Origin of the sequence: Luteolibacter ambystomatis (assembly GCF_018137965.1) — a bacterium.
GTDB classification, from domain to species: Bacteria; Verrucomicrobiota; Verrucomicrobiia; order Verrucomicrobiales; family Akkermansiaceae; genus Luteolibacter; species Luteolibacter ambystomatis.
This window is the reverse complement of the sequence record NZ_CP073100.1, coordinates 198,786-221,443: the sequence shown is the minus strand read 5'-3', so window position 1 is coordinate 221,443 and position 22,658 is coordinate 198,786. Positions and strand designations below refer to the sequence as shown.

Below are 22,658 nucleotides of genomic sequence, written 5' to 3'. Positions count from 1 at the left end.
GACGACTGATTTCCCGCCCGGCTGCAATTTGCCATTCCTACCGGCCTTCCCGCCCGCTATTGCTCGTCCCGCTCATGCTCCAACTGAACGAACCCCTCGCCGACCTCGTGGCCGATGCCGCCGCCGGACTGCACCGCAGCTTCGGCATCGAACCTTCCGTGACCGCCGCCGCTCCAGGCCGCGTCAATCTGATCGGCGAGCACATTGACTACTGCGACGGCTTCGTTCTGCCTTTCGCCATCGACCGCTACATCGTCATTGCCGCCGCCCTCAATGGCACCGGCAATGCGCGCATCGCCTCGTCCCATGGCGGCGGAATCGCCACCTTCGCAGTGGACCAGCCCCAGGTGGAAGGCGAGCCGCAGTGGGCGAACTACCTGCGCGGCGTCGTGCAGGGCTTCCAGCAGCGCGGCCACCACATCCCGGGCTTCGATGCCTACATCGTCTCATCCGTTCCCGGAGGTGCCGGTCTCTCGTCCTCCGCAGCCCTTGAATGCGCCACCGCCACCCTGCTGGAAGGTCTTTTGGACACCGTGCTGGACACCCGCGAGAAGGCGCTGCTCTGCCAAAAGGCGGAGCATGACTTCGCCCATGTGCCCTGCGGCATCATGGATCAGTTCGCTTCCGCGTTCGGCAAGACCAACCGCCTGGTCATGATCGACTGCAAAACCGGCGAGCCCGAACTCGTCCCCTTTGAAAATCCCGACCTCACGGTCGTCATCGCCAATACCACCGTCCATCACCAGCTTTCGGACGGCGGCTACGCATCACGGCGCAAGAACACCGAGGACGGCCTCGCGATCCTCGGCAAGGCCTCATGGCGCGATGTCACCTCGGTCGATGTGGAAGCCGCTTGGGATCGTCTCGGTGATCCGGTGAACCGCCGCGCCCGCCACGTCGTGAGCGAAATCGCACGCACCCGTCTCGCCGCGGAGGCTCTGTCCCGCAATGATTTCGAAGCCCTCGGCCCGCTCATGGCTGCCAGCCACGACTCGCTGCGCGATGACTTCGAAGTCTCCTGCAAGGAACTCGACCTGATGGTGGACATCGCCCGCCGGATCGGACGCAGCGGTGGCGTCATCGGCGCACGCATGACCGGCGGTGGCTTCGGTGGTTCCACCGTCACCCTCTGCGAGTCGGACAAGGCCAAGGAAATCGCCACCGTGATGCGCGACCGTTATCTCGCGGAAACCGGTCTCGATCCGCAGATCTTCGCCTCCCGTCCGTCTCAGGGAGCACACTTGATCGGTCGCGCGGGCTGAACTGAAGACGACTTCCCGCGGGCGGTCGCTAGTTGCGGTCACCCGCTTTGTTTATCAGCGCTCCGGACTCACTCCGTTCGTCGTCCAGTCCCACAGCGGCCGGGTGGTGCCATCTTCCAAACCGAGGCCTTCCAGGTTCCATGGATGAATGCCTTCGGATCCGTTTTCATGAGTGGCGATGGAACGGATATGAAGATTGGAAAGCGGAACGACTTCCTTCTTTGAGGACACGCCGTCGCCATCCGTATCGTTCCACGCCGCAAGTCCTTCGAGCTCCCGGCCGCTGAGCACGCCATCATGATTGTCATCCAGCATGGCCAGCGCGCGGAATCCATTCTCCCAGAAGATACCCCACGTGTACGTGCCGAAGAGCTGCTTGCCATCACGGATGTTTGCTTCACCCGCGGGATCCCATACCAGCAATGAGGTGCCGGGCTTCACCCACGGCCAGGCATCCGCACGACCGAAGCCCGCCAGATCGAAGGTCACCTTCAGCCCCGGCTCAAGCAACGCGCCGATTGAAGATACCTCCCGATCCATCGAAAACACGATGGGCGTGATCGGCCCCATCGGCAGCGCGTTCAGCTTGTCCAGGTGGACGCGCACTTCCTCCACCTTGTCACCACCCGGCAACAGCTTCAGATAAGCCTCGCCCGCCTCGTGGCTGACCAGATCGGAAATCCCAAGCAGCGGCAGGCTTTTCGACGCAGCGTCCTTGGTCTTCGCCAGCACGAAGGCCTTGTAGAACGCAGCCGCCCTGCCATCCACTGGTTCCACCGCCGGCAGATCCTTGAGCCCGGCCTTCTCCAACGCCGGCTGCTCATCCGCGTATTGCTGGAGCAGCGATGCCTTGCCGAGTTGATACAGCGCGTTGTCCGGTGCGAGTGACAATGCCTTGTCAAAATCCGCGAGCGCCTGCCGCACGTGGCGCAGCAGTTCCTCCGGCGCGGGAACAGGAGGAGTCCAATTCGCGGCCCGCATTTCCGCCACCGCCGCATCGTAAGCTTCCAGATAGGTGGAGTGCCGGTCATCCATCGGCACCTCATCCAATCCCATCTTCTTGAGAGCACGCAGCTGCGCTTCCCGCTGCATCTCGATGGTGCGATCGATCTTCGTTCCGTAACCGCGATAGAGCAACGGCAGGCCGTTCTCGTCCTGGCCGCTCCCCACAGTCGCGAGCGCCGCGGACTTGCTGACAAACGCCAGATAGTGGATGCGGGCGGAGACATACCAACCGTTCGCCTCGGCAGGATGAGCCGCGGTGTAGGCGGAGGCGTTTTTCTCCAAGGTCTCCATGGGAACCAGCTTCGGAGGCATGAACATGGCGGAAGCTGAACGGACGGCCAACAGGAGCAGCAACAGGACACGGAATTTCATGGCGGATACAGGGTCTTCCATCACGACACACGGCACAATGGATACTTGGAAAAAACCCTTCGTTCCCCGGTTTGTCGCCCGTTCGAAAACAATTGCACCCAAGTGGAAACTCAGAAGTAGCCCTCTAAGGGTGAACGTGGTATAAATTTAGAACCCGGGGTCCTTTTCACGCGAAATACCTCCGGTGCTTCTGTTGCAACGTCTCCCCAAAAACCCATGAAACCCAAATTCGCACGGCTCGTGTGCCGTACCCTCTTTGTCTCCACGGCCTCCGCCCTCATCTTTTTCTCAGGCACCGCATCCGCGGCGAACGTGACCTGGGACATCGCGCCGGGAACTGTCGGGCCCGGTGATTCCGCCATCACCGGAGGTGCCGGCACCTGGGATGTCACCAACGGCAACTGGACCCTCGACGCCGGGGCGAACAACCTCGCGTGGGTCAACGCGAACAACGACACTGCCATTTTCGGCGGCTCTGTTGGCACCGTGACCCTCGGCGCTCCGATCACCGCCAACGGGCTCACCTTCAACGTCAGCGGCTACACCATTGCGGGAACATCACCGAACATCCTGACCCTGGCTGGCACCACTCCCACGGTGACCGTGACCAATTCCGGTGAATCCGCCATCATCTCGGCGATCATCGCAGGCACGGCCGGTTTGACCAAGGCGGGAGCCGGCACGCTCACCCTCAGCGGCACCAATACCTACACCGGTGACACCACCATCAGCTCCGGCACGCTGGAGTTTTCCGGCAATGCACTCACGCCGGGAGCCGCCGCCGTCTTCAAGAGCTCCGGCACCGCCCTCTTCACCGGCATCAACGATGGCTCTCCGACCACCGCTTCCTCCTACAGCCTCGGTGGTGTGAATACCGGCTTCAGCGGTACCTTCAATGCCAACAACGCCCGGTTGATCGTGGACAACGTCAATGACGTTGGCTCCGCCTCGCTGGTGAATACCGGCTTCGGCCAGCTCTATTTCACGGTGGCAGGCCCCTTCACCAACAACCTGACCATCCAGGGCAATGGCTGGGGCGAGCCGGGAGGAAACTTCGGAGCCATCCGCCTCCAGAACGCCACCACGCTCAGCGGCATCGTCACCCTCGCCAATGACGCGCGCATCACCACCCACGGTTCCACCGGCACCATCAGCGGCAACATCGTGGAAACCGGAGGCGCGCGCACGCTCGACGTCGGCGGTTCGAATTCGACCACCAGTCTCACACTCTCCGGCACCAACTCCTACTCCGGGGGCACCATCGTCAATGGCAGCATCTCTGCCGCCACCCTCGCGCTGAATTTCGCCACCAATGACACCAACAAGCTGGGAGACACCGGCACACTGAATTTCCGGGGCACCTCCACCATCACGCTCACCGGCGGCACGATCACGGATTCCGTGGGAGCCACCTCCTTGAACGCGGGAACGGCAGCCACCATCACCCGCATTTCCGGCGGGGTGAAGCTCGGCCTCGGCGCGATCACCCGCGGCGTGGGCTCCACCTTGAATCTCAGCGCGGACTCCATTGCCACCACCACCAACAGCCCCGTCGGTGGCAACCTCGGCCCCTGGCTCACGGTGAACAACACCGCGCTCGCCACCACCAACGGCCTGGGTGAGATCATCGCGGTCACCTATACGGATGTGCCCACCGTCACCGGCAACATCGCGAACGGATCCAACCAGGTCCGCATCACCACCACTACGGCAGGCAACGTAACAACGGATGCGGGCACCGTGGATGTCAATTCGATCACCCGCACTGAGGCCGGTCTGGCCACGATCTCGATGGCGGGCAATACCCTGCGCCTCGCCCAGCAGGGCGCGGTGCTGTCCGGCACCGGCTCCGGTGGCATCACCTTCGGCACCGCGGCGAATTCCGGCACGCTCACCGCAGGCGGCGCGGCGGACACGGCAGGCAGTCTGGAGTTCAACGTCGTGGCAGGCATCGTCACGGTGAATTCGACCATCACCAACAATGGCAGCGGGACCATCAGCGTGGAGAAATTGGGAGGCGGGGAACTGATCCTCGCGGGCACCAACACCTTCTCCGGTGGCTTCACCTTCAGCGGCGGAATCGTGCGCGCGTCGACCAATAATTCCGCACTTGGCACCGCGGGCGTCGTCGTCAATCGCAGCACCACCCTGGCCACCGCCAACGGCGGCGGCGCACGGACTCTGACAAACACCTTCAGCGTCGCAGCGAACACCACCCTTTCGCTGGACTCCGGCTATTTCAGCCTCACGCTCAACAGCCCCATCAGTGGCGCGGGCAATCTGGCCAGCGCCTCCTCCGGAACCTCCATCTTCGGTGCCGCAAACACCTATACCGGCACCACCACCGTCGGCACGGCCGCCGCCGCTTTCCAAATCAACAGCGGCGCCAGCATCATCGGTACCAGTTCCGTGACCGTGGCCAACGGGGGCAACTCCACGCTGACCAACTTCGGCACCATCACCACGCCCGGAGCCTTCACCCTCAATGGTGGCAGCACCGCGACACAGACTCCGGTGACGAATGGAAACGTCGCAGGCACCACACCCGGCACCATCAATGCCGCCTCCATGACTCTCGGTGCCGGAACCAGTGCTGTCACCGCCTCCCGTGGCGGGGCCTATACCCAGAACACCGGCAGCTCCACTGCCATCACCGGAGCCATCACCGTCACCGGCTCCAGCAGCGTCAACAACCCCAGCACCTCGCAGGGCAGCACCTTCATCAACAACGGCGGCACCGTGACCGCAGCATCGCTGACACTGGTGCAAAGCGCCGCGGGATCCACCATCTCCAACATCGGCGGCACCTACACCCAGTCCGCTGGTTCTACCACCATCACCAACAACATCACCCTGAGCGCCACCGGCACCGGCATCGCCATCGGTGCCTCCGGGAATGACGCCGCGCTCAATCTCAGCGGCGGCAGCATCAGCGCGGGATCGGCGGGTCTCAATGGCACCACCACCGTCTCCGGCACGGGCATTCTCAATGTGGCCGGGACCTTCTACATGGGTGAGGCAGCGGCCGGCCGCAACAGTCTCTTCAACCAGACGGGCGGCACGGTGAACATCAATACCACCACTTCAGACACCATCCGCATCGGCCACTGGGGCACGGAGACCAGTACCTACAATCTTTCCGGCGGCATCCTGAATGTGACCGGTGTCGATGCGGTGCTCGGCTGGGATGGCGCGGGCGTGCTGAACATCTCGAACGGCACCGCCAACTTCCGCGGCCTGCGCCTGGGCAATACCCAGAGCAACGGCAACCACAACGGAGCGAACACCCTCAGCCTCACCGGCGGCACCTTGAACCTCGGCCTCGGCGGCATGGGCAGCGGCGGCACCGGAACGAAAACCGTCAGCTTCGGCGCGGCCAATATCGGTGCCTTCGCCAACTGGACCGGCTCCGCCGCCGCGGCACTGACCAGCACCACACCCGGGACGACCTTCAACACTCTCGATTCCGTCGATGGAATCACCGCCCGCAGCGTCACCATTTCCGGAGTGCTGTCCGGAGTGGGTTCGCTGGTGAAGATCAATGCGGGAGGCATGAGCATTTCGGGAACGAATACCTACAGCGGCACCACCACGGTGAATGGTGGCACGCTTTCCGTCACCGGTACCGGCTCCGTACGCAGCTCCTCCGCCTTCAATATCGGCACGGGAGCCACCTTCCGGCTGGCGTCCACCAATGTCTTCCTGACCGGCCACGGCTCGGCAATGGACAACGCCCGCGTGATCACCGCCGATGGCGGCAATTTCCTCTGCGATTCCGGGGAGTCGCGGCTGGGCAATGTCACCCTGAAGAATGGTTCGACCTGGACGATCAACCGGACCCTCGCCTCATTCGACTACCTGCTGGCAAACACCACCACCGGAGCCGCCACCGTCACGGTGGCCAATACCGGCGGCAACATGAGTCCCTCCGTGATGAGCGGCAGCTCCACCACGGGCCTCCACCTGCAAGGCGTGCAGAACTTCGACGTGGCGGATGTAACCGGCAGCAGCACCACCGACCTCTCCGTCACCATGACTCTCGCCGGTCCCGGCTCCACCGGTGGCGCGGTCGGCGGAATCAACAAGCTCGGTGCGGGCACGATGGATCTCACACAGGGAAACACCTATACCGGCACCACCACCGTGAGTGCCGGAACGTTGCTCGCGAACAACAGCAGCGGTTCCGCCACCGGCACCGGTGCCGTCACCGTGAACAGCGCCGCGAAACTGGGAGGCTCCGGCACCGCCAGCGGTGCGGTGACGATCGCCAGCGGCGGCACCATCGCTCCGGGCAACAGCGTGGGCACCCTCAATACCGGAGCCCTCATCCTCACCGGCACCTATGCCTGCGAAGTCAATGGCGCGACAGCGGACAAGATCGCCGTCACCGGCAATCTCGATCTCACCGGCGGCACGCTGGCCATCACCTCCTCCAGCCCCAGCGGCACACTCGTCATCGCCAGCTACACCGGCACGCTCACCGGCACCTTTGGCACGGTCACCGGCCTGCCCCCGGGATACGCCCTGAACTACAACGCCGGAGCCAAGCAGATCGAACTTGTCCCCTCGGACGCCTATTCCTCCTGGGCGACCACCGCAGGCCTCACCGGCGGTAACAATGGCAAAGCCGACAACCCGGACGGTGATGGTCTGAACAACCTCGGCGAGTTCGCCTTCAATGACAATCCCCTGTCCGGAGTCTCCAGCGGCAAGATCGCCTCCAAGATCGCCACCATCGGAGCCGACCAGGTGATGACGCTCACCCTGCCGGCACGTTCCACCGCCAGCTTCAGTCCATCCGGAACGACCATGACCGCCACCGCGGACACCGTGACCTATGTGGTCGAGGGCAGCGACACGCTGAGCACCTTCGCCATCGCGGTCACCGAAGTCACCGGACCGGATGCCACGGCGATCCAAGCCAGCCTCGGTCTGCCCCTGCTCGACAGCGGCTGGACCTATCACACCTTCCGCCTGACCCCGACCGTGGCTTCCGCGCCGAAGGGCTTCATTCGCGCGAAGGTGAGCTCGCCGTAACTCACCCCTACAAGGCACGAATTCCGAAGAGGCGCCTGATCCGGGCGCCTCTTCCGTTTTCCGCACCCGCTGGACAAGGTCCGGGCTTGTTCCCTACGGTTCGGCCAATCCGATGCCTGCCACCGCGAACCGCCTCAACATCTTCACCGAGTCCGTCATCCGTGGCACCACCCGGCTGGCCAACCAACATGGGGCAATCAATCTGTCGCAGGGCTTTCCGGATTTCGATCCGCCGGAGCCTCTGCTCGCCGGATTGGAAAAAGCCACACGCGGCCCTCATCACCAGTATGCGATGACCTGGGGCGCGCCACGCTTCCGTGACGCGCTCGCACGCAAGATTTCACGTTTCACCGGTCTTCAGGTCGATCCGGACCAACACCTCGTGGTCACCTGCGGCAGCACCGAGGCGATGATGGTCGCGATGATGACCGCGTGCAATCCGGGCGACCGCGTCATCGTCTTCTCGCCCTTCTACGAGAACTACGCAGCGGATGCGATCCTCTGCGGCGCGGAACCCATCTACGTTCCACTGCGCCTGCCGGACTTTCATTTCGATGAAGACGAACTCGCACGCGCCTTCGCGCTCAAGCCGAAGGCGATCGTCGTGTGCAATCCCTCGAATCCCACCGGCAAGGTCTTCACCCGCGACGAACTGGTGACCATCCTGCGCTTCGCTGAAGAGCATGATACGTTCGTCATCACGGACGAGCCATACGAACACATCGTCTTCGCGCCACACGAGCACGTCTATTTCTCCGCGCTTCCCGGTGCCGCATCACGAACGCTCACCTGCAATTCTCTTTCGAAAACCTACTCCATTACCGGCTGGCGGCTCGGCTACGTCCATGCGGCTCCGGAGGTGATCGCCCAGGCACGGAAGGTGCATGACTTCCTCACCGTGGGTGCGGCCGCCCCGCTGCAGGAAGCCGCAGTGGCCGGACTCGAACTGCCGGACAGCTACTATGCCGGCCTGCGCGATCTCTACACTCGGAAGCGGGATGTCTTCCTCGGCTACCTGCGGCAAACCGGACTGCCTTTCACCGAACCGCATGGTGCGTACTTCACGCTGGTGGATATTTCCTCACTCGGCTTCGCCCATGACAGCGAAGCCTCGGAATGGCTGATCAAGGAAATCGGAGTCGCCGGAGTCGCGGGTTCCAGCTTCTTCCGCGAGCCGGTGAACCACCTCATCCGCTTCCACTTCGCGAAGAACGAAGACACCCTCCATGCGGCGGGCGAACGGCTTCTCAAATTGAGGCGTTGAGTGGGAGCGGAATCCCGCGGTACGTGGCAGCCGGGAATGATCTCCCCCCGGAGCGTCCCGGGTGCCCGGTGGATCCGCATTGACGGATTCCACCCCCATTCCCATCAACTTCGCTCAGCGGCAGAGGAAGTAAATGGCCAATGAGAAGGTGCCGATCCAAACGGCTCCGATGTGAGCCACGCCGAAGGAACGCGCCCCGGGCGTTTCCGCCGGATCATCGCGGTGCGGGCCGAAGAGGACGTTGTAGCGGACCACCAGCCAGCCACCGAGAAAGGTCCAGGCGAACAAGAAGAGCACGATGGCGGTTTTCAGCAGGACAATCATGACGTGTGTCGGTTGACGGAGTCATTCTGGCCTCTTCCTGGCGATCATTACAGATACAGCGAAACAAATTGTATTGCGGTACAGTTCGAGCAAGCGATCGTTGTGCCGGTCGAATGGAACACACCCGTTACGAAACCCTGGCCAATCGCCTGGCGGAGTTGATCCGCGGCGGCACCTTCACCGCAGGCGACCGAATGCCATCCGTCCGCCAAAGCAGCCGCGAACACCGGGTGAGCATTTCCACCGTCATCGAAGCCTACCGGCGGCTTGAGGACACCGGCCTGATCGAGGCACGCCCGCGGTCCGGCTACTATGTGAAGGCTCCTTCCCTTCCTGCGGCCCGCCTCCCCACCATCGCCACACACGCCAAAAAGCCCGTCCACATCGGCGGTGCCTCCCTGTTCGAGGCCCTCATGGATACCGTGGCGGACCCCGCCGTCATTCCCTTCGCCGCCGCAGCTCCGGATGATTCGATGATCCCCAGGGCCAAGCTCGCCTCGATCTCGAATGCGATCTTCCGCAAGCATGGCGGTGCGGCCCTGCGCTACACCCTGCCACCCGGCCGCCGCGAACTGCGCGTGGCGGTTTCCAAACGCCTGCTCGGTGCCGGCATCAAAGCCTCCCCCGATGAAATCATCACCACCCATGGCGCCACCGAGGCCTTGCTGCTGGCACTCCGCGCGACCACCAGGCGCGGCGATCTGGTGGCCGTGGAAACGCCCACCTATTTCGGCATCCTCCATCTGCTCCGCGATCTCGGCCTGCGGGCGATCGAGATCCCCGTCAGTCCGCGCGAGGGATTGCTGGTGGACGCCTTTGAGTCCGCCTTGAGGAAACACCGCGTCGCCGCCTGCGTGGTCCAGCCGGATTTCCACAATCCCATCGGCGGAGTGATGCCCCCGGCAGCAAAAGAACGCCTCGCCCGGCTCTCCGGGCAGCACGGTTTCACCATCATCGAGGACGACGTCTATGGTGAACTCAGCCATGAAGGTGTGCGCAATTCCTCCATCTCTCTCTACGGCGGTCGTGTGATCCATATCGGTGCCATCTCCAAGACCCTCGCGCCGGGCCTGCGGGTTGGCTGGGTCGTGCCGGGTCCGCATTTCGCGGAGATCAAGCGCCTGAAGAACATCCAATGCCCGTGGAATGCCACGCTCTCCGAACTGATGGTGGCGGAGTTCCTCGAGGCAGGCGGCTACGACCGCCATCTGCGCCGCATCCGCCAGCTATATGCCGTGCAATGCGCGCGCATGCGCCAGGCGGTGATCGAAGCCTTTCCGGATACCTGCCGAGTGAACCAACCCCAGGGTGGCTTCGTGCTGTGGATCGAAATGCCGGTCGGCTTCGATGCCGAACATTTCGCGGTGAAGGCGATGGAGCAACGGATCAGCCTGGTGCCCGGGCCGGTGTTTTCAGCCTCCGGAGGATTGCGCAACTGCTTCCGTCTGAGCTGCGGCTTTGCATTCAATGATCGCACGCTGGATGCGGTCCGGTTGTTGGGGAAACTCGCCGGGAAATAGGGGTTCCGGAGTCAATGGATTTCGCGGCGAAAGATCGTGCGCGGGAAACGCTTTGATCTTGTCTCCACACCCCCATCGCCCACGTTAGGGGGATAACCGAATTCCCACCCTGACTTCATCGCATGTCCGATCTGCTCATCCGTAATGGAATCCCTCTCTCACTGGCTTTTGGAGCGCTCGGACTGGGCGCGGCGGTGGTCCTGATCCGCTCGATTTTGAAGGCATCGGATGGCAATGAAGCCATGCGCTCGATCGCCGGTGCGATCCAGGCGGGCGCGAAAGCCTATCTCAATCGTCAGCTCGGTGCCGTCAGCATGATCGCCGTGGTGATGTTCATCGTCATCGGTCTGCTGCGTGATTGGACCACCGCGGGCGGCTTCGTCGTCGGCGCGGGCTGTTCGCTCATCGCAGGCTACATCGGCATGACCATCGCCGTACGCGCGAACGTCCGCACCGCACAGGCCGCCTCGGTAGGTTCGCACCCGGCCCTCAAGGTCGCCTTCAGCGGTGGTGCCGTCACCGGTCTGCTGGTGGTCGCGCTCGGCCTGCTCTCGGTCGGCGGCTTCTACCTCACCGTGCTGAAGGTATCCGGCAATCCGAAGACCGCCATCGATTCGCTCATCGGTCTGGCGCTCGGCAGTTCCCTCGTCAGCGTCTTCGCCCGTCTCGGCGGCGGTATCTACACGAAGGCTGCGGACGTAGGAGCCGACCTCGTCGGCAAGGTGGAGCAGAACCTTCAGGAAGACGATCCGCGCAATCCGGCGACGGTGGCGGACAACGTGGGTGACAATGTCGGCGACTGCGCGGGCATGGCCGCGGACGTGTTCGAAACCTACGCCGTCTCACTCATCGGCGGCGTGCTGGTGGGCCATCTGGTCAGCCCGGAAAGCATGGCGGCGCTGTCCTATCCTTTCGTCGTTTGCGGGATCTCCATCCTCGGCGCGGTGCTTGGAGTGCTCTACGTGAATCTCTTCAAGCAAAGCGCGACGCGCGCCCTGCTCGGTGGCGTGGGAATCAGCGGTCTGTTCTCCGCGCTGCTGCTCTATCCCGCCACCCGTGCGATGTTCCCCGATGGCCTTACTGTCACGGGGGCAACCGTCACGGCGAACGCCCTCTACGGCTGCATCCTCACCGGCATCGTCCTCACCTTCGCCTCGGTGTGGATCACGAACTACTACACCTCCACGGAATTCGGTCCCGTGCGCCGCATCGCCGCCGCCTCCGAAACCGGCCACGGCACCAATGTCATCGCCGGACTCGCCGTGGGCAATCACGCCACCGTGCTCCCCGTGCTACTCATTTGCGGCAGCATCTGGTGCAGCCACGAATGGGCGGGGCTCTACGGAATCGCCATCGCGGTGGTTTCGATGCTCAGCCTCTCCGGCATCGTCATCTCGCTCGATGCTTTCGGCCCCATCACCGACAACGCTGGCGGCATCGCCGTGATGAGCGGACTGGACCCGGCGGTTCGCAAGGTGACTGATGAACTCGACGCCGTGGGCAACACCATGAAAGCCGTCACCAAGGGCTACGCCATCGCCTCCGCCGGTCTCGCCGCCATGGTGCTCTTCGGCTCCTACGTGGAGGAATTGAAGGCCCACCTTCCCGGCCAGGTCTTCCATTTCGATCTCACCAATCCGAAGATCATGATCGGCCTCTTCATCGGCGGCATGCTGCCGTTCCTTTTCACCGCCTTCGCCATGGATGCCGTGGGCAGTGCAGCCGGTGCGGTGGTCCATGAGGTCCGCCGCCAACTCGGCCTCAAGCCGGGTATCCTGAATGGCACCGAGACACCGGAATACGGCCAGTGCGTGGACATCGTGACCAAAGCAGCCCTGCGCCAGATGGTTCTTCCCGCGCTGCTGCCTCTCGTCTTCGTGGTCGCCGTCGCCGCCATTCCCAGCCTCGGCAAGGAAGCCCTCGGCGGCATGCTGGTCGGCACCATCGTCACCGGCCTGTTCGTGGGCATCTCCATGACCTCCGCGGGCGGTGCCTGGGACAACGCCAAGAAATACGTCGAGGACGGCAATCACGGCGGCAAAGGCAGCGACACCCACAAGGCCGCCGTCACCGGAGACACCGTGGGCGACCCCTACAAGGACACCGCCGGCCCGGCCGTAAACCCCATGATCAAGGTGGTCAACATCCTGGCCATCCTCATCATCCCCATCCTTTTCAAATAAAGCCGCTTGCGAAGATCAGAACGGCTGATTTCAAGAGCTTGGAGCACCGGATTTCCGGTGCTCTTTTTTGTTCGTCGGAAGGTCCGTCTGTTAGATCCGCGGATTCCTCCGGGTGCGTTGTTGGCAAATTGCAATTTGCTTCGGAATTCCGAAGCAAGAGGTGGCGAGGGGGAGAACTTTTGCACGGCTCACTTCCGTTGCATCCAACATTTCAAAGTGTCTATCCGACGAGCTGTTGGACCATGCATTTTCCCTAGTGCCGCAATGCACTCCGACGTGGGCAAAACGCAAGCCGCACACACGTGATGCAATCCTTCACCTCGCTTTCCACAGGCAGGAAAACGGCCCTGCGATGTGGTTACAAAGGAGGTGCTGTTGATTCTCCCGGGGATGTGGAAGCATCCGCCGGTTTGGCACGCGGCATGCGATGGATTCACGAAAATCCGGGCAGCCGAGTGGGCTGCCCTTTTCACAAGATCAACCTCCAACAAGCGCACGCCATGGCCATGACAGAACGCCTCACGGATCTCTGGATCGAGCAGTTGAAGAACCTCCACAGCCTGGAGGTCCAGCTTGCCAAGGCGCTTCCTGCCATGGCCCGCACGGCCGAGCGCGAGGAGGTCCGGAACTTCCTGCTCCATCACCGCGTCCGCGCCAAGGCGCACGCCACCATGTTGGAAACGATCCTCGGCGAACTCGATGAAACTCCCGGCAATGTGACCTGCGCCGCCATGGGACGCCTCGTTGCGGAATGGAAGCCGTCCGATGACATCGAGCTCCTCCGCACCGTCCGCCGTGGCGTGCATCAGGAAATCGAACGGCTCGCCAAGGCCATCAACGGTGCCCGCGTGCTCGGCTACGATGACGCCGCCGAGCTGCTGTGCGCCGCCATGGAGGAGGAGCAATATGAAGACGCGTCCCTGGCCAAGCTGGGCCGGCGGATTCATGGCCACGCCAGCCGCTACGCCGCAGCGTAGCCCTCTTGCCACGTAGTTTCGGGAAGACGATGGACGCACCCTACGGTGTCGGCTGCGGGACGCATGCAGCCCGGGAAGAGCCTTGGGGACCGGGATGCCCCCGATGAATGCGATGTCTGACGTACCCTCCTTCAGGCCAATGCCTTTGAGGATAGTGCGTGAAATTCTTGATCCCGAGGGGGACGAAGACCCGGATCCTATTGCATGGCGAGTGAATCGCTTACCTTCTACACCTCAACGGCATTGGCCTGAAGGAGGACCTGCGTACCAAAAGCTCCCGGCGGAGTTACTCAAAAGAATTTTCTCCCTCCGCTCCCCCTTTTCCCAGTCCATCCACTTTTCCTTCTTGAAACATACCAACCGGTCGGCATGTTCTGTTCATGAGCCGCCGCCCGCATGATCCCTCGGCCACCCGCAGTGCCGTTTTGCAGGCCTCCTATGACGAGTTTTATCGCAACGGTTTCCAAGGCGGCAGCCTCAACCAGATCGTGGAACGTGCCGATCTGACCAAGGGAGCCCTCTTCCATCACTTCCCGGACAAAGCCGCACTGGCCGTTGCCCTGGTGGACGAGCGATTTTTCCCGGCTCTAGAGGAGCGATGGTTCCAGCCGTTGCGTGAGACCTCCGATCCGGTCACCACTCTCCGCGATCTGATCCGAGGACACGTGGCCAGGATCGAAAAGGAAGGTCCTGGCGGCTTCCTTTTTCATGGCTGCCCCATCGCCAATCTGGCCACCGAAATGGCCCCTTTGGATGACGTCCTACGTGGAAAATTGGACTCGCTTTATGCAGCATGGCGCGAGGCGATTTCAAAAGCTTTGGAGCGTGGTCAACGCGCTGGAATCGTGCATGCCTCGATCGCCCCGGCCGCCGAGGCCGTTTTCTTCGTCGCCAGCATGGCAGGGACCGCTACCCAAGGTAAAACCGCCCGTGATATCGGCATCTTCCGCCTCATGCTGAAAGCCTTGGAAGGTTATCTGGAGACTTTGCGCGCTCCTTTGAAATGAAGATTTCAAGCGCTTGGCCCCGGGAGTCATCCACAGCCATTCCCAAGTTACCAACAACTTGCCGCGGTCTTCCGCGCCGGTTTTCAACAGAATTCCTAACAGGATACTAACCGCTTTCCCACAGATTCTTCACACGCTTGCTCACCAGTCACCCACAGGTTTTCCAGAAAGTATTCACGATATTATCCACGGGTTGTTAACCAGATATCCACCTTGGCATCCACCGGTTGCCCGCATGTTATCAACAGATTTATTAACCGATTATCAACCGGTTGTTCACATCAAGAATCCGCGAAAATGAGCGAAAAAAACCGACCGCTGGACGCGCCGGGAGCCGGGCTGCCGCCCGTCGAGGGATGGCTGGCGAGGCATGTGATCTTTCCGAGGTTCGCGCGTCGGACGACAACCGCGGAAGCGGTGGAAAAATTCATCGCCGATGGGAGGTGGATCGTGGAACGGATCCGCGGGCTGGAGCCGGAGCAACAGCGGAGCCAGGTGAGGATCGCGCGGCTGCGAGGGATGGAAGACAGCTCGCGGGAGTGGTCGCCGCTGATGGTGGTGGAGCATCTGCTGATGACCGGACCGGGGATGCTCGGCGCGGCGAAGATGCTCTCCGCCGGAATCGTTCCGAGGCGGGCGGTCAGTACGGCGGCGGTGAAACCGAAGGGGGATTCCGGACCGGAAATCCTGGATGACTTCGCTAAGCTGTTGGACGGCTACGCGGAGGAGGTGGCCGGACTGGCGTTTCCGGACGAACCAAAATTTCCGCACCCTTGGTTCGGCCCGCTCGATTCGCGGCGGTGGGTCGTACTGAACGCGTTCCACCAGGCGCTGCACCGGCGGCAGTTGGAAAAAATCATGGAGGCGATGTAGAGCAAGTTTCCAACTTGCGGCCGGGCATGGCGAAGTAAGTCCGGCAATGGCGTGAACGGATCGGGAACGGCTCGCAAAGATCGCCGCCTCGAATGCCGGGCCACCGGGCTCTTCCCACCCGCACGTTGAAAACCTGCGCTACTACTTCCCCTTCCCGCCGCCAAGTTTGCAGACCCTTTTATAGTGGGCGGCCTCAACCGGGGTGATGGAAAGGCGGGTGCCTTTCTGGAGAATCACCATGCCTTGGAGCGCATCGTCTTCCTTCATTTCCTGGAGCGGAATGTACATCGGAAACTTTTCCACGAACTCGAAATCCCGCAGCCACCAGCGTGGGTTCTCCTTCGTCGCCTTCGGATCGAAATACTCGCTGGCCTCATCAAACTGAGTTGGGTCCGGGTAGGCGTCCCCGACCACGCGGGCCACACCGGCCACGCCTGGCGGCACCGCATTGGAGTGATAGAAGAGCGCGAGATCGCCGGGCTTCATGTCCTTCCACATCGAATTCCGCGCCTGATAGTTCCGCACGCCGCTCCACGGCTCGCGTTTCACCTTGGCGAGGTGGTCGATGGAAAACACGTCGGGCTCGGACTTGATCAGCCAGTGGCGCATGGGAGGACAAGAGTATGAAAGTCCAAGGTCTTAAAGTCGAAAGTCCGACCTTCGGCCTTCGATAATTAGGAACTTGCATCTCGTGCGCCGCCGCCTCCGAATGCCTCCAATGTCCACCCCGCGTGTCAAAACCATCGCGTCGATCACGGTCGGCGAGTTTTTCGAACGCCATGCCGAGGTGCTCGGCCTGTCGCTGCACGGCGAGAGCCACGGCTTCGACCGCCTGATCAGCGAGCCGGCGATCAACCGCCCGGGTTTGGCGCTGGCGGGGTTCTTTTCCTACTTCGCACGGAAGCGGATCCAGGTCTTCGGCAATTCCGAGCTGGCCTATTTGAAGAAGCTGCCGGACCCGATGCGTGCCGACCGCTTCCGCCGGATCTGCGACCGGGACATCCCGTGCATCGTGGTGGCCCGCGGCGCTACGCTGGGTGACGACCTGATGGCGGTGGCGAAGGAGCACCACATTCCCGTCTTCGGCACCTCGCAGGTGACCATGAAGTTCCTGAATGCCGCCACGATCCGGCTGGAACACGACTTCGGCCCCAGCGTGACCATGCACGGCTGCATGGTGGACATGCGTGGCATCGGCGTGATGATCGTGGGCAAGAGCGGCTCGGGCAAAAGCGAAACCGCCGTCGGCCTGCTGGAACGCGGAGCCGCGCTGGTGGCGGATGACATGGTGCGGCTGAAGCTGGTAGGCGGCGAGCTGATCGCCACGGCCCCGGACCTTTCCCGCGGCTACATGGAAATCCGCGGCATCGGCATCATCAATGCGGCCAACCTCTACGGCCTCGCCTCGATCCGCCCGGACAAGCGCCTTGATCTGGTCGTAACGCTCAAGCCCCACGCCGATCTCAACGAGGTGGACCGTCTGGGACTCCAGACGAAGACCTTCGAAATCCTCGGCCAGCACATCCCACACGTGGAAATCCCGGTGGCTCCGGGCCGCGACACCGCCCGCATGGTGACCATCGCCGCCCTGGACCAGCAGCTCCGCCGCCTGGGCTACAACATGGCGGACGAGTTCAACCAGAAGCTGCTCAACCACATGGCAGGCGGGTTCTGAGCCCCGCCTCCCCGGCTGCGTATTTCCTCTGCCCCGGGTCTTCATTTTTACCTTGGAGTCTCCCGAAACCGCTCCCTACACTCCGCCCGTCGCCGCTCCCGGCGTCCCACCCTCCATGGCTCGCAAAGACTTCACCATCATCAACAAGCTGGGCATCCACGCCCGGCCTGCGGCCCAATTCGTGAAAACCTCGAACCGGTTCCAATCGGAAATCCGCGTGGAGAAGGATGGCGAGGAAGTGGATGGCAAGAGCATCATGGGCCTGATGATGCTGGCCGCCGGTCATGGCTCGGTGATCGCCGTGACCGCCGAAGGTCCGGATGCCGATGAAGCACTTGATGCGATCGGCGATCTGATCACGCGCAAGTTCGAGGAGGATTGATCCTTCGCACGTAGCTTCTCCTTCAGGAGGGCCTCTGAAACTTCGTATCCATCTTGCAGGCTCCCATACCTGCGGGGTCTCATCGTGGCTGCATCGGTCTGGCAGCCGTTATCGTGATCCCAAAATCCTCACCACCCTCCTGAAGGAGGAACTACGTACGCAGAGAGCGACGTGGGGCCGCGTGCATCAGGATGCCGCCGATGATGACGGCCAGCCCCACAATGCCGAACACATCTGGTGGGTGGATGCCGATGAGAATGGCTTCAAACAGCAGAGTGAACAAGATTTCCGCTGCCTGGGTCGCCTCTACCGCCGCAAGAGCCTCGGGCTCGCGGCTGACCGATTGGGTGGCCGCATAAAACATCGGCGTGGCGATGACGCCGCACGCGGCCACGATCAATGAGCCACTCCACTGCGCCGCAGGCGGCCATCCCGCCTGAAACCAACCCCACGCACACAAGGCCAGCCATGCGGGCAGGCTGCCGATGGTCAGAGCCGTGAGGCGGATCACGGCATCCGGCCGGAGCTGTTGTTTTTCCATGAGCTGCATGCTCATGCGGTTCCCGATCGGATGGGCGGTGGCGCTCACCAACACGAGCATCAATCCCACCAGCACCGGACCCAGTGCGACCTCCCGGGCCTGTCCTACTTGCAACAACATCACGCCGATCACAATCAACGAGCTATATCCCAGCGCGCGGCGCGGAATATGTCTCCGATGGTCATCGTACAGCCAGGGCGCAATTACGATGCCAATCACGATCGCCACCGGCCACGATCCGGCCACCACCCATGCCGGGGAAATCGCACACGCCGCCACCAGCGGTACATAGAAGAGACCGCAGCCGACCGTTCCCCACACGATCCAGCCCAGCGGCGCGGCCTTCCATGCCTGCCACAGATCGGACCATCTGCCACGGACCACCAGGATGCCCAGCAGCATCGGCAGCATCATCAGAAACCGCAGCGATGCCGTCCACGCCCAGTGCCCGTTGGCCTCCGCCATCTGGCGGCTCAGCACAAAGCTGACGGAGAAAAACGCCGCGGCCAGCATGCCAAGGCCAAGCCCACGCCACAGGCGGGATTGGGAGGAATCCGGGTTCATGCCGGAGAGGCCGCATCCGGGACCGCAGTGCGGACGCGGTTCTGCTGGAAGCGTTTGCAAGCATCTCCGAAGGCTTGGAGCACCTTCAGTGAATGCGGACGATCCTGTGGCCGCCACTCCGGATGCCACTGGACGGCGAGATTGAAACCCTTGGCCGTGGGACAGGTGAAAGCCTCCACCAGACCATCCGGTGCGTGGGCCTCCGCACGCAACGAGGGCGCGAGGCGATTCACTCCCTGGCCATGTACGGAATTCACCTCGATCTCGGGCTCCCCGAAGATGCCCTCCAGCACACCACCCGCCGTGATCGCCACGGGATGGGCAAGTGCATAGCGTTTCTCCAGATTCTCCCGGTCGTCCGGCCGATGATCAGACAGGCCCGGCGCCTCATGTACCGCCTGATGCAGACTGCCGCCGAGCGCGACATTGATCTCCTGATAGCCGCGGCAGATGCCGAAAACGGGAATCCCCCGCTCCAGCGCCAGCCGGATCAGCGGCAGCGTCCACGCATCCCGGTCGGTATCCTGCGGCAGCGAGGGATCGTGGACCTCCTCGCCGTAGTGGGACGGATGGACGTTGGAGGGGGAACCGTTGAAAAGGATCCCGTCCGCCACCGCCAGCAGCGCCGAAAAATCGCCACCCGCCGCCTCCGGCACGATCAAGGTCTGGCAGCCGACAAGCGTGAGGGCATCGACGTAATTGCCCCGAATGGTGTATGTGGGAAAACCGTCGAGCTCGACCTTGCAGGAAGCGATCAGAACCACAGGTCGGGCGGAAGAAACGGGTGCATTCATGAACAAAGGAGAGGCAGAATCCGTGCCGCCAGCGAACCAGCGGAAAAGCGCTCCGGCAACCGGTTTCCACCACCGGCGGCATTCTCCCGAGGAGAGATGCCCGCTATTGCCCGGAAATGCCGCCTTCGACTGATCTCCAAAGACATCGGCAGCCCTACGAATTCTTCTTTCACGCCTCCCCGGACCGCCTCATGATCCGTCCGAAACATGGCAGAGATCGCAGTTGAACCGGAAGTCATCTATCAGGGGATTCCCGCGTCGCCGGGGATCGCCATCGGTCCACTGCATGTCATGGCCCGCGGTTTCTCCGCACCGGAGGTCTATGAGATCCTGGAGTCCGACATCCCGCGCGAGCAGGAGCGTTTCCATGAAGCGCTGGACGTAACCAAACGCCAGCTCGCCGAACTCCAGCAGCGGCTGGAATCCCTTTCCGGCGGCAAGGAGAGCGACATCTTCGAAGCCCACCAGATGCTCCTGGAGGATCGTGCGGTGGTGGACCGCGTGAGCGATGCCATCGCGGAACGCTGCCAGAATGCGGAGTATGCCTTCTATGCGGTGATGCAGAACTTTCTGGAAGCCATGCGCCGCATCCCGGACCCGTATCTGCGCGAAAGGACCGCGGACATCGAGGATGTCTGCCAGCGCGTGCTGCGGAACTTCAAGGCCGAGGAGAGCGAGGTCCGCCACGTCGCGCCCTCGGATGGCCAGCACATCCTGATCGCCTACGATTTCACGCCGTCCGATACGGCCGCGATGAACCGCCGCCATATCCTCGGCTTTGCCGCGGAGCTGGGCAGCGTGAACTCGCACACCGCCATTCTCGCCCGCGCGCTTGGCATTCCTGCCGTGCTTGGTCTCGACGGCACGGTCATCGATCTCCAGACACTCACGCCCGGCATTCTCGATGGTTACGCCGGCAAGCTGATCCTGCATCCATCCGCCGAAACGCTGGCCCGCTACGAAGCACTCAGCGCGGAAAAGGCCAAGGTCCGCAGCGCGCTGGAAGCGATGAAGGGTGCGGCCACCGACACCACCGACGGCCGCGCGATCACCCTCTCCGCCAACGTCGAACTGATCGATGAACTCCCGCTGGTGAAACGCAGCGGCGCGAAGGGCATCGGCCTCTACCGCACCGAATTCCTGCTGCTCAACGGCGAGGAAATGCCGGATGAAACCCAGCAGGCGGACGTTTACACCAAGCTGGCGAAGGAACTCTCCCCGCACACCGTGATCGTCCGCACGCTGGACGCCGGTGGCGACAAGCTGCCGGTGGAACCACTGACCGACCCGGAGCCGAACCCGTTCCTCGGCTGGCGCGGCATCCGCGTCTCGCTCTCGCGTCCCGCGATGTTCAAGGACCAGCTCCGCGCGATCCTGCGCGCCAGCGCCCACGGCAAAATCGCCGTGATGTTCCCGCTCGTCTCCGGCCTCTCCGAAGTGAAACGCGCCCGCACCATCCTGCGCGAGTGCATGGATGAGTTCGACAAGGCCAGCATCCCCTTCAACCCCGACCTGCCGGTGGGCGTGATGATCGAGGTGCCCAGCGCCGCCGTCTGCGCCGACCTGCTCGCACCGGAAGTCGACTTCTTCTCGATCGGTACCAACGACCTCATCCAGTACACCGTCGCGGTGGACCGCGTGAATCCGCATGTGGCGGACCTCTACCGTCCCACCCATCCCGCCGTCATCCGTCTCATCAAGAAGACCATCGACGCGGGCAACGACCACGGCATCTGGACCGGGGTCTGCGGTGAAATGGCCGGTGACATCCGCCTCACCCCGCTCCTGATCGGTCTCGGAGTGGAGGAGCTTTCCGTCGGCCCGCATCAGGTCCCGCGCGTCGGCCAGGCCGTGCGTTCCCTCAGCCATGCCGAGTGCGCCGCGATGTCGGACGAGGCGCTGAAGAAGGCGCACAGCTACGAGATCCTCGGGCTGTCGTTGTCGCTCGCGCGGAAGTACTACGGGAATCTGTTGGATTGAACGATCTCCGCCCAAGGGCTGGATCTTTTACCGACATTTGACGGACAATCAGGCGAAAATGTCTATGTTGGCGGGATGAAATGCCTGCTCCTTTCCGTCGTGGTCTTGTGGCTCAGCATTCTGCCGTCCCGCGCTGAAATGCCGAAGCAGGAGCCGCCGAAAACTCTCAAAACCTACGTCATCCCGGCAGAGAGCTTCCATTTCGTCAACGACATCGAAGAGGCGACACGACGCTGGAACTCCACCAAAGAGGCCATGACTCTCGATGTTCTCACGGTGTCCGGCGAAAAGCCGCCGAAAGCACTCACTCCCCTCGTGAAAGGTGCCGCCCTGAAGAAGATGGAAACCAAGGAGGAGGAAAAAACCTTCCGCCTCGAAATCTCCGTCACCGAAGAACAGGACCGCCGTATCCGGGAGGCCTTGGAAAAGAAGACCCCGTTGCTGGTGGGATACTACCACTACGGCTGGTGAGCAGGATGGAGGAGCACAAGCTTTCGTCCTTGGCTGGACACCCATCGCAAGATCCATTGGGAGGCATGAACTCCCTCCTCGTCATCGCTCCTTATAAATTCGAAGGCATGTGGGTCTTCGATGATCCTGCCGTTGGATTGCGTCAGGAGCCGTTTGTCAGCGGTGCGGATACGATCATCGATATGCTCACGCAATCCATTCCGAACGCAGCGGAAGGATTCCGACTCGTGTTTTCCGCCCAACCGTTCCCGGGCTATGAGGCGCGCTTCGTCTGGAACCGTCCGGAGATGGGAGGCAACTGGTACGCATGGCCGGAGGGCGGAATCGAAGGCTGGCTCTGCCCGGCGCTATTCAAGTATTTCGAAACCGCCCCGGCAGAGATCTACGTGAAGGCTTCTGCGAAGTGATCCGGAGGAGCGGGTCGGGT

General features: G+C 62.5%; 18 protein-coding genes. 13 read left to right on the top strand and 5 right to left on the bottom strand.

The features are described from left to right. Nucleotides 1–74: 74 nt before the first annotated feature. Complete coding sequence (gene galK, locus KBB96_RS00865) at nt 75–1,262, top strand: galactokinase (RefSeq protein WP_211631603.1); 1,188 nt, start codon at nt 75–77, stop codon at nt 1,260–1,262. A 54-nt stretch (nt 1,263–1,316) separates the two neighbouring features. Here the strand turns inward: galK and KBB96_RS00860 are convergent, their stop codons facing one another. After that, nucleotides 1,317–2,639: a hypothetical protein gene (locus KBB96_RS00860; RefSeq protein WP_211631602.1), complete on the bottom strand. Its 1,323-nt coding sequence runs from the start codon at nt 2,637–2,639 to the stop codon at nt 1,317–1,319. Nucleotides 2,640–2,855: 216 nt separating this feature from the next. Between KBB96_RS00860 and KBB96_RS00855 the strand changes: the two genes are divergently transcribed. Continuing rightward, complete coding sequence (locus KBB96_RS00855; protein ID WP_211631601.1) at nt 2,856–7,676, top strand: beta strand repeat-containing protein; 4,821 nt, start codon at nt 2,856–2,858, stop codon at nt 7,674–7,676. A 112-nt stretch (nt 7,677–7,788) separates the two neighbouring features. Then, nucleotides 7,789–8,940 (top strand): pyridoxal phosphate-dependent aminotransferase, encoded by a 1,152-nt coding sequence (locus KBB96_RS00850; protein ID WP_211631600.1) that lies wholly within the window; start codon nt 7,789–7,791, stop codon nt 8,938–8,940. Nucleotides 8,941–9,054: 114 nt separating this feature from the next. Here the strand turns inward: KBB96_RS00850 and KBB96_RS00845 are convergent, their stop codons facing one another. Then, on the bottom strand, nt 9,055–9,264 hold the full coding sequence (locus tag KBB96_RS00845; RefSeq protein WP_211631599.1) for a hypothetical protein: 210 nt from the start codon (nt 9,262–9,264) through the stop codon (nt 9,055–9,057). A gap of 113 nt (nt 9,265–9,377) precedes the next feature. Here KBB96_RS00845 and KBB96_RS00840 point away from each other — a divergent pair, with 113 nt between their 5' ends. From KBB96_RS00840 to KBB96_RS00820, 5 genes are all read left to right on the top strand, one after another. Beyond that, a complete protein-coding gene (locus KBB96_RS00840) occupies nt 9,378–10,784 on the top strand; it encodes an aminotransferase-like domain-containing protein (RefSeq protein WP_211631598.1) in 1,407 nt (468 codons plus the stop codon). A gap of 122 nt (nt 10,785–10,906) precedes the next feature. Next, nucleotides 10,907–12,967 carry a sodium-translocating pyrophosphatase gene (locus KBB96_RS00835; RefSeq protein WP_211631597.1) on the top strand — a complete coding sequence of 687 codons (2,061 nt, stop codon included), beginning with the start codon at nt 10,907–10,909 and terminating at the stop codon, nt 12,965–12,967. 506 nt (nt 12,968–13,473) lie between these two features. Next, nucleotides 13,474–13,944: a DUF892 family protein gene (locus KBB96_RS00830; protein WP_211631596.1), complete on the top strand. Its 471-nt coding sequence runs from the start codon at nt 13,474–13,476 to the stop codon at nt 13,942–13,944. Nucleotides 13,945–14,324: 380 nt separating this feature from the next. Then, nucleotides 14,325–14,951 carry a TetR/AcrR family transcriptional regulator gene (locus tag KBB96_RS00825; protein WP_211631595.1) on the top strand — a complete coding sequence of 209 codons (627 nt, stop codon included), beginning with the start codon at nt 14,325–14,327 and terminating at the stop codon, nt 14,949–14,951. A 213-nt stretch (nt 14,952–15,164) separates the two neighbouring features. After that, the gene (locus tag KBB96_RS00820; protein ID WP_211631594.1) at nt 15,165–15,824 is read left to right on the top strand and encodes a DinB family protein; all 660 of its coding nucleotides are present in this window, start codon (nt 15,165–15,167) and stop codon (nt 15,822–15,824) included. A 141-nt stretch (nt 15,825–15,965) separates the two neighbouring features. On the opposite strand, the gene KBB96_RS00815 is transcribed toward KBB96_RS00820, so the two are convergent. Beyond that, nucleotides 15,966–16,433 carry an EVE domain-containing protein gene (locus tag KBB96_RS00815; protein WP_211631593.1) on the bottom strand — a complete coding sequence of 156 codons (468 nt, stop codon included), beginning with the start codon at nt 16,431–16,433 and terminating at the stop codon, nt 15,966–15,968. A gap of 109 nt (nt 16,434–16,542) precedes the next feature. On the opposite strand from KBB96_RS00815, the gene hprK reads away from it, so the two are divergent. Together hprK and KBB96_RS00805 are read left to right on the top strand one after the other, a co-directional pair. Continuing rightward, nucleotides 16,543–17,499 (top strand): HPr(Ser) kinase/phosphatase, encoded by a 957-nt coding sequence (gene hprK, locus KBB96_RS00810; protein ID WP_226373608.1) that lies wholly within the window; start codon nt 16,543–16,545, stop codon nt 17,497–17,499. A 115-nt stretch (nt 17,500–17,614) separates the two neighbouring features. Further along, nucleotides 17,615–17,881: an HPr family phosphocarrier protein gene (locus KBB96_RS00805; RefSeq protein ID WP_211631591.1), complete on the top strand. Its 267-nt coding sequence runs from the start codon at nt 17,615–17,617 to the stop codon at nt 17,879–17,881. 151 nt (nt 17,882–18,032) lie between these two features. Here the strand turns inward: KBB96_RS00805 and KBB96_RS00800 are convergent, their stop codons facing one another. Together KBB96_RS00800 and KBB96_RS00795 are read right to left on the bottom strand one after the other, a co-directional pair. Further along, nucleotides 18,033–18,986, bottom strand: a complete 954-nt coding sequence (locus tag KBB96_RS00800) for a multidrug resistance efflux transporter family protein (protein ID WP_211631590.1) — start codon at nt 18,984–18,986, stop codon at nt 18,033–18,035. Beyond that, the gene (locus KBB96_RS00795) at nt 18,983–19,780 is read right to left on the bottom strand and encodes a gamma-glutamyl-gamma-aminobutyrate hydrolase family protein (protein ID WP_211631589.1); all 798 of its coding nucleotides are present in this window, start codon (nt 19,778–19,780) and stop codon (nt 18,983–18,985) included. The genes KBB96_RS00800 and KBB96_RS00795 overlap by 4 nt, the downstream gene beginning before the upstream one ends. 207 nt (nt 19,781–19,987) lie before the next feature. Here KBB96_RS00795 and ptsP point away from each other — a divergent pair, with 207 nt between their 5' ends. The 3 genes from ptsP (at nt 19,988) to KBB96_RS00780 (ending at nt 22,638) form a co-directional block, all read left to right on the top strand. Beyond that, a complete protein-coding gene (gene ptsP / locus KBB96_RS00790) occupies nt 19,988–21,760 on the top strand; it encodes a phosphoenolpyruvate--protein phosphotransferase (RefSeq protein ID WP_211631588.1) in 1,773 nt (590 codons plus the stop codon). 75 nt (nt 21,761–21,835) lie between these two features. Beyond that, nucleotides 21,836–22,231, top strand: a complete 396-nt coding sequence (locus tag KBB96_RS00785; RefSeq protein WP_211631587.1) for a hypothetical protein — start codon at nt 21,836–21,838, stop codon at nt 22,229–22,231. Nucleotides 22,232–22,296: 65 nt separating this feature from the next. Further along, the gene (locus KBB96_RS00780) at nt 22,297–22,638 is read left to right on the top strand and encodes a DUF6717 family protein (RefSeq protein WP_211631586.1); all 342 of its coding nucleotides are present in this window, start codon (nt 22,297–22,299) and stop codon (nt 22,636–22,638) included. The last annotated feature ends 20 nt before the right edge of the window (nt 22,639–22,658 follow it).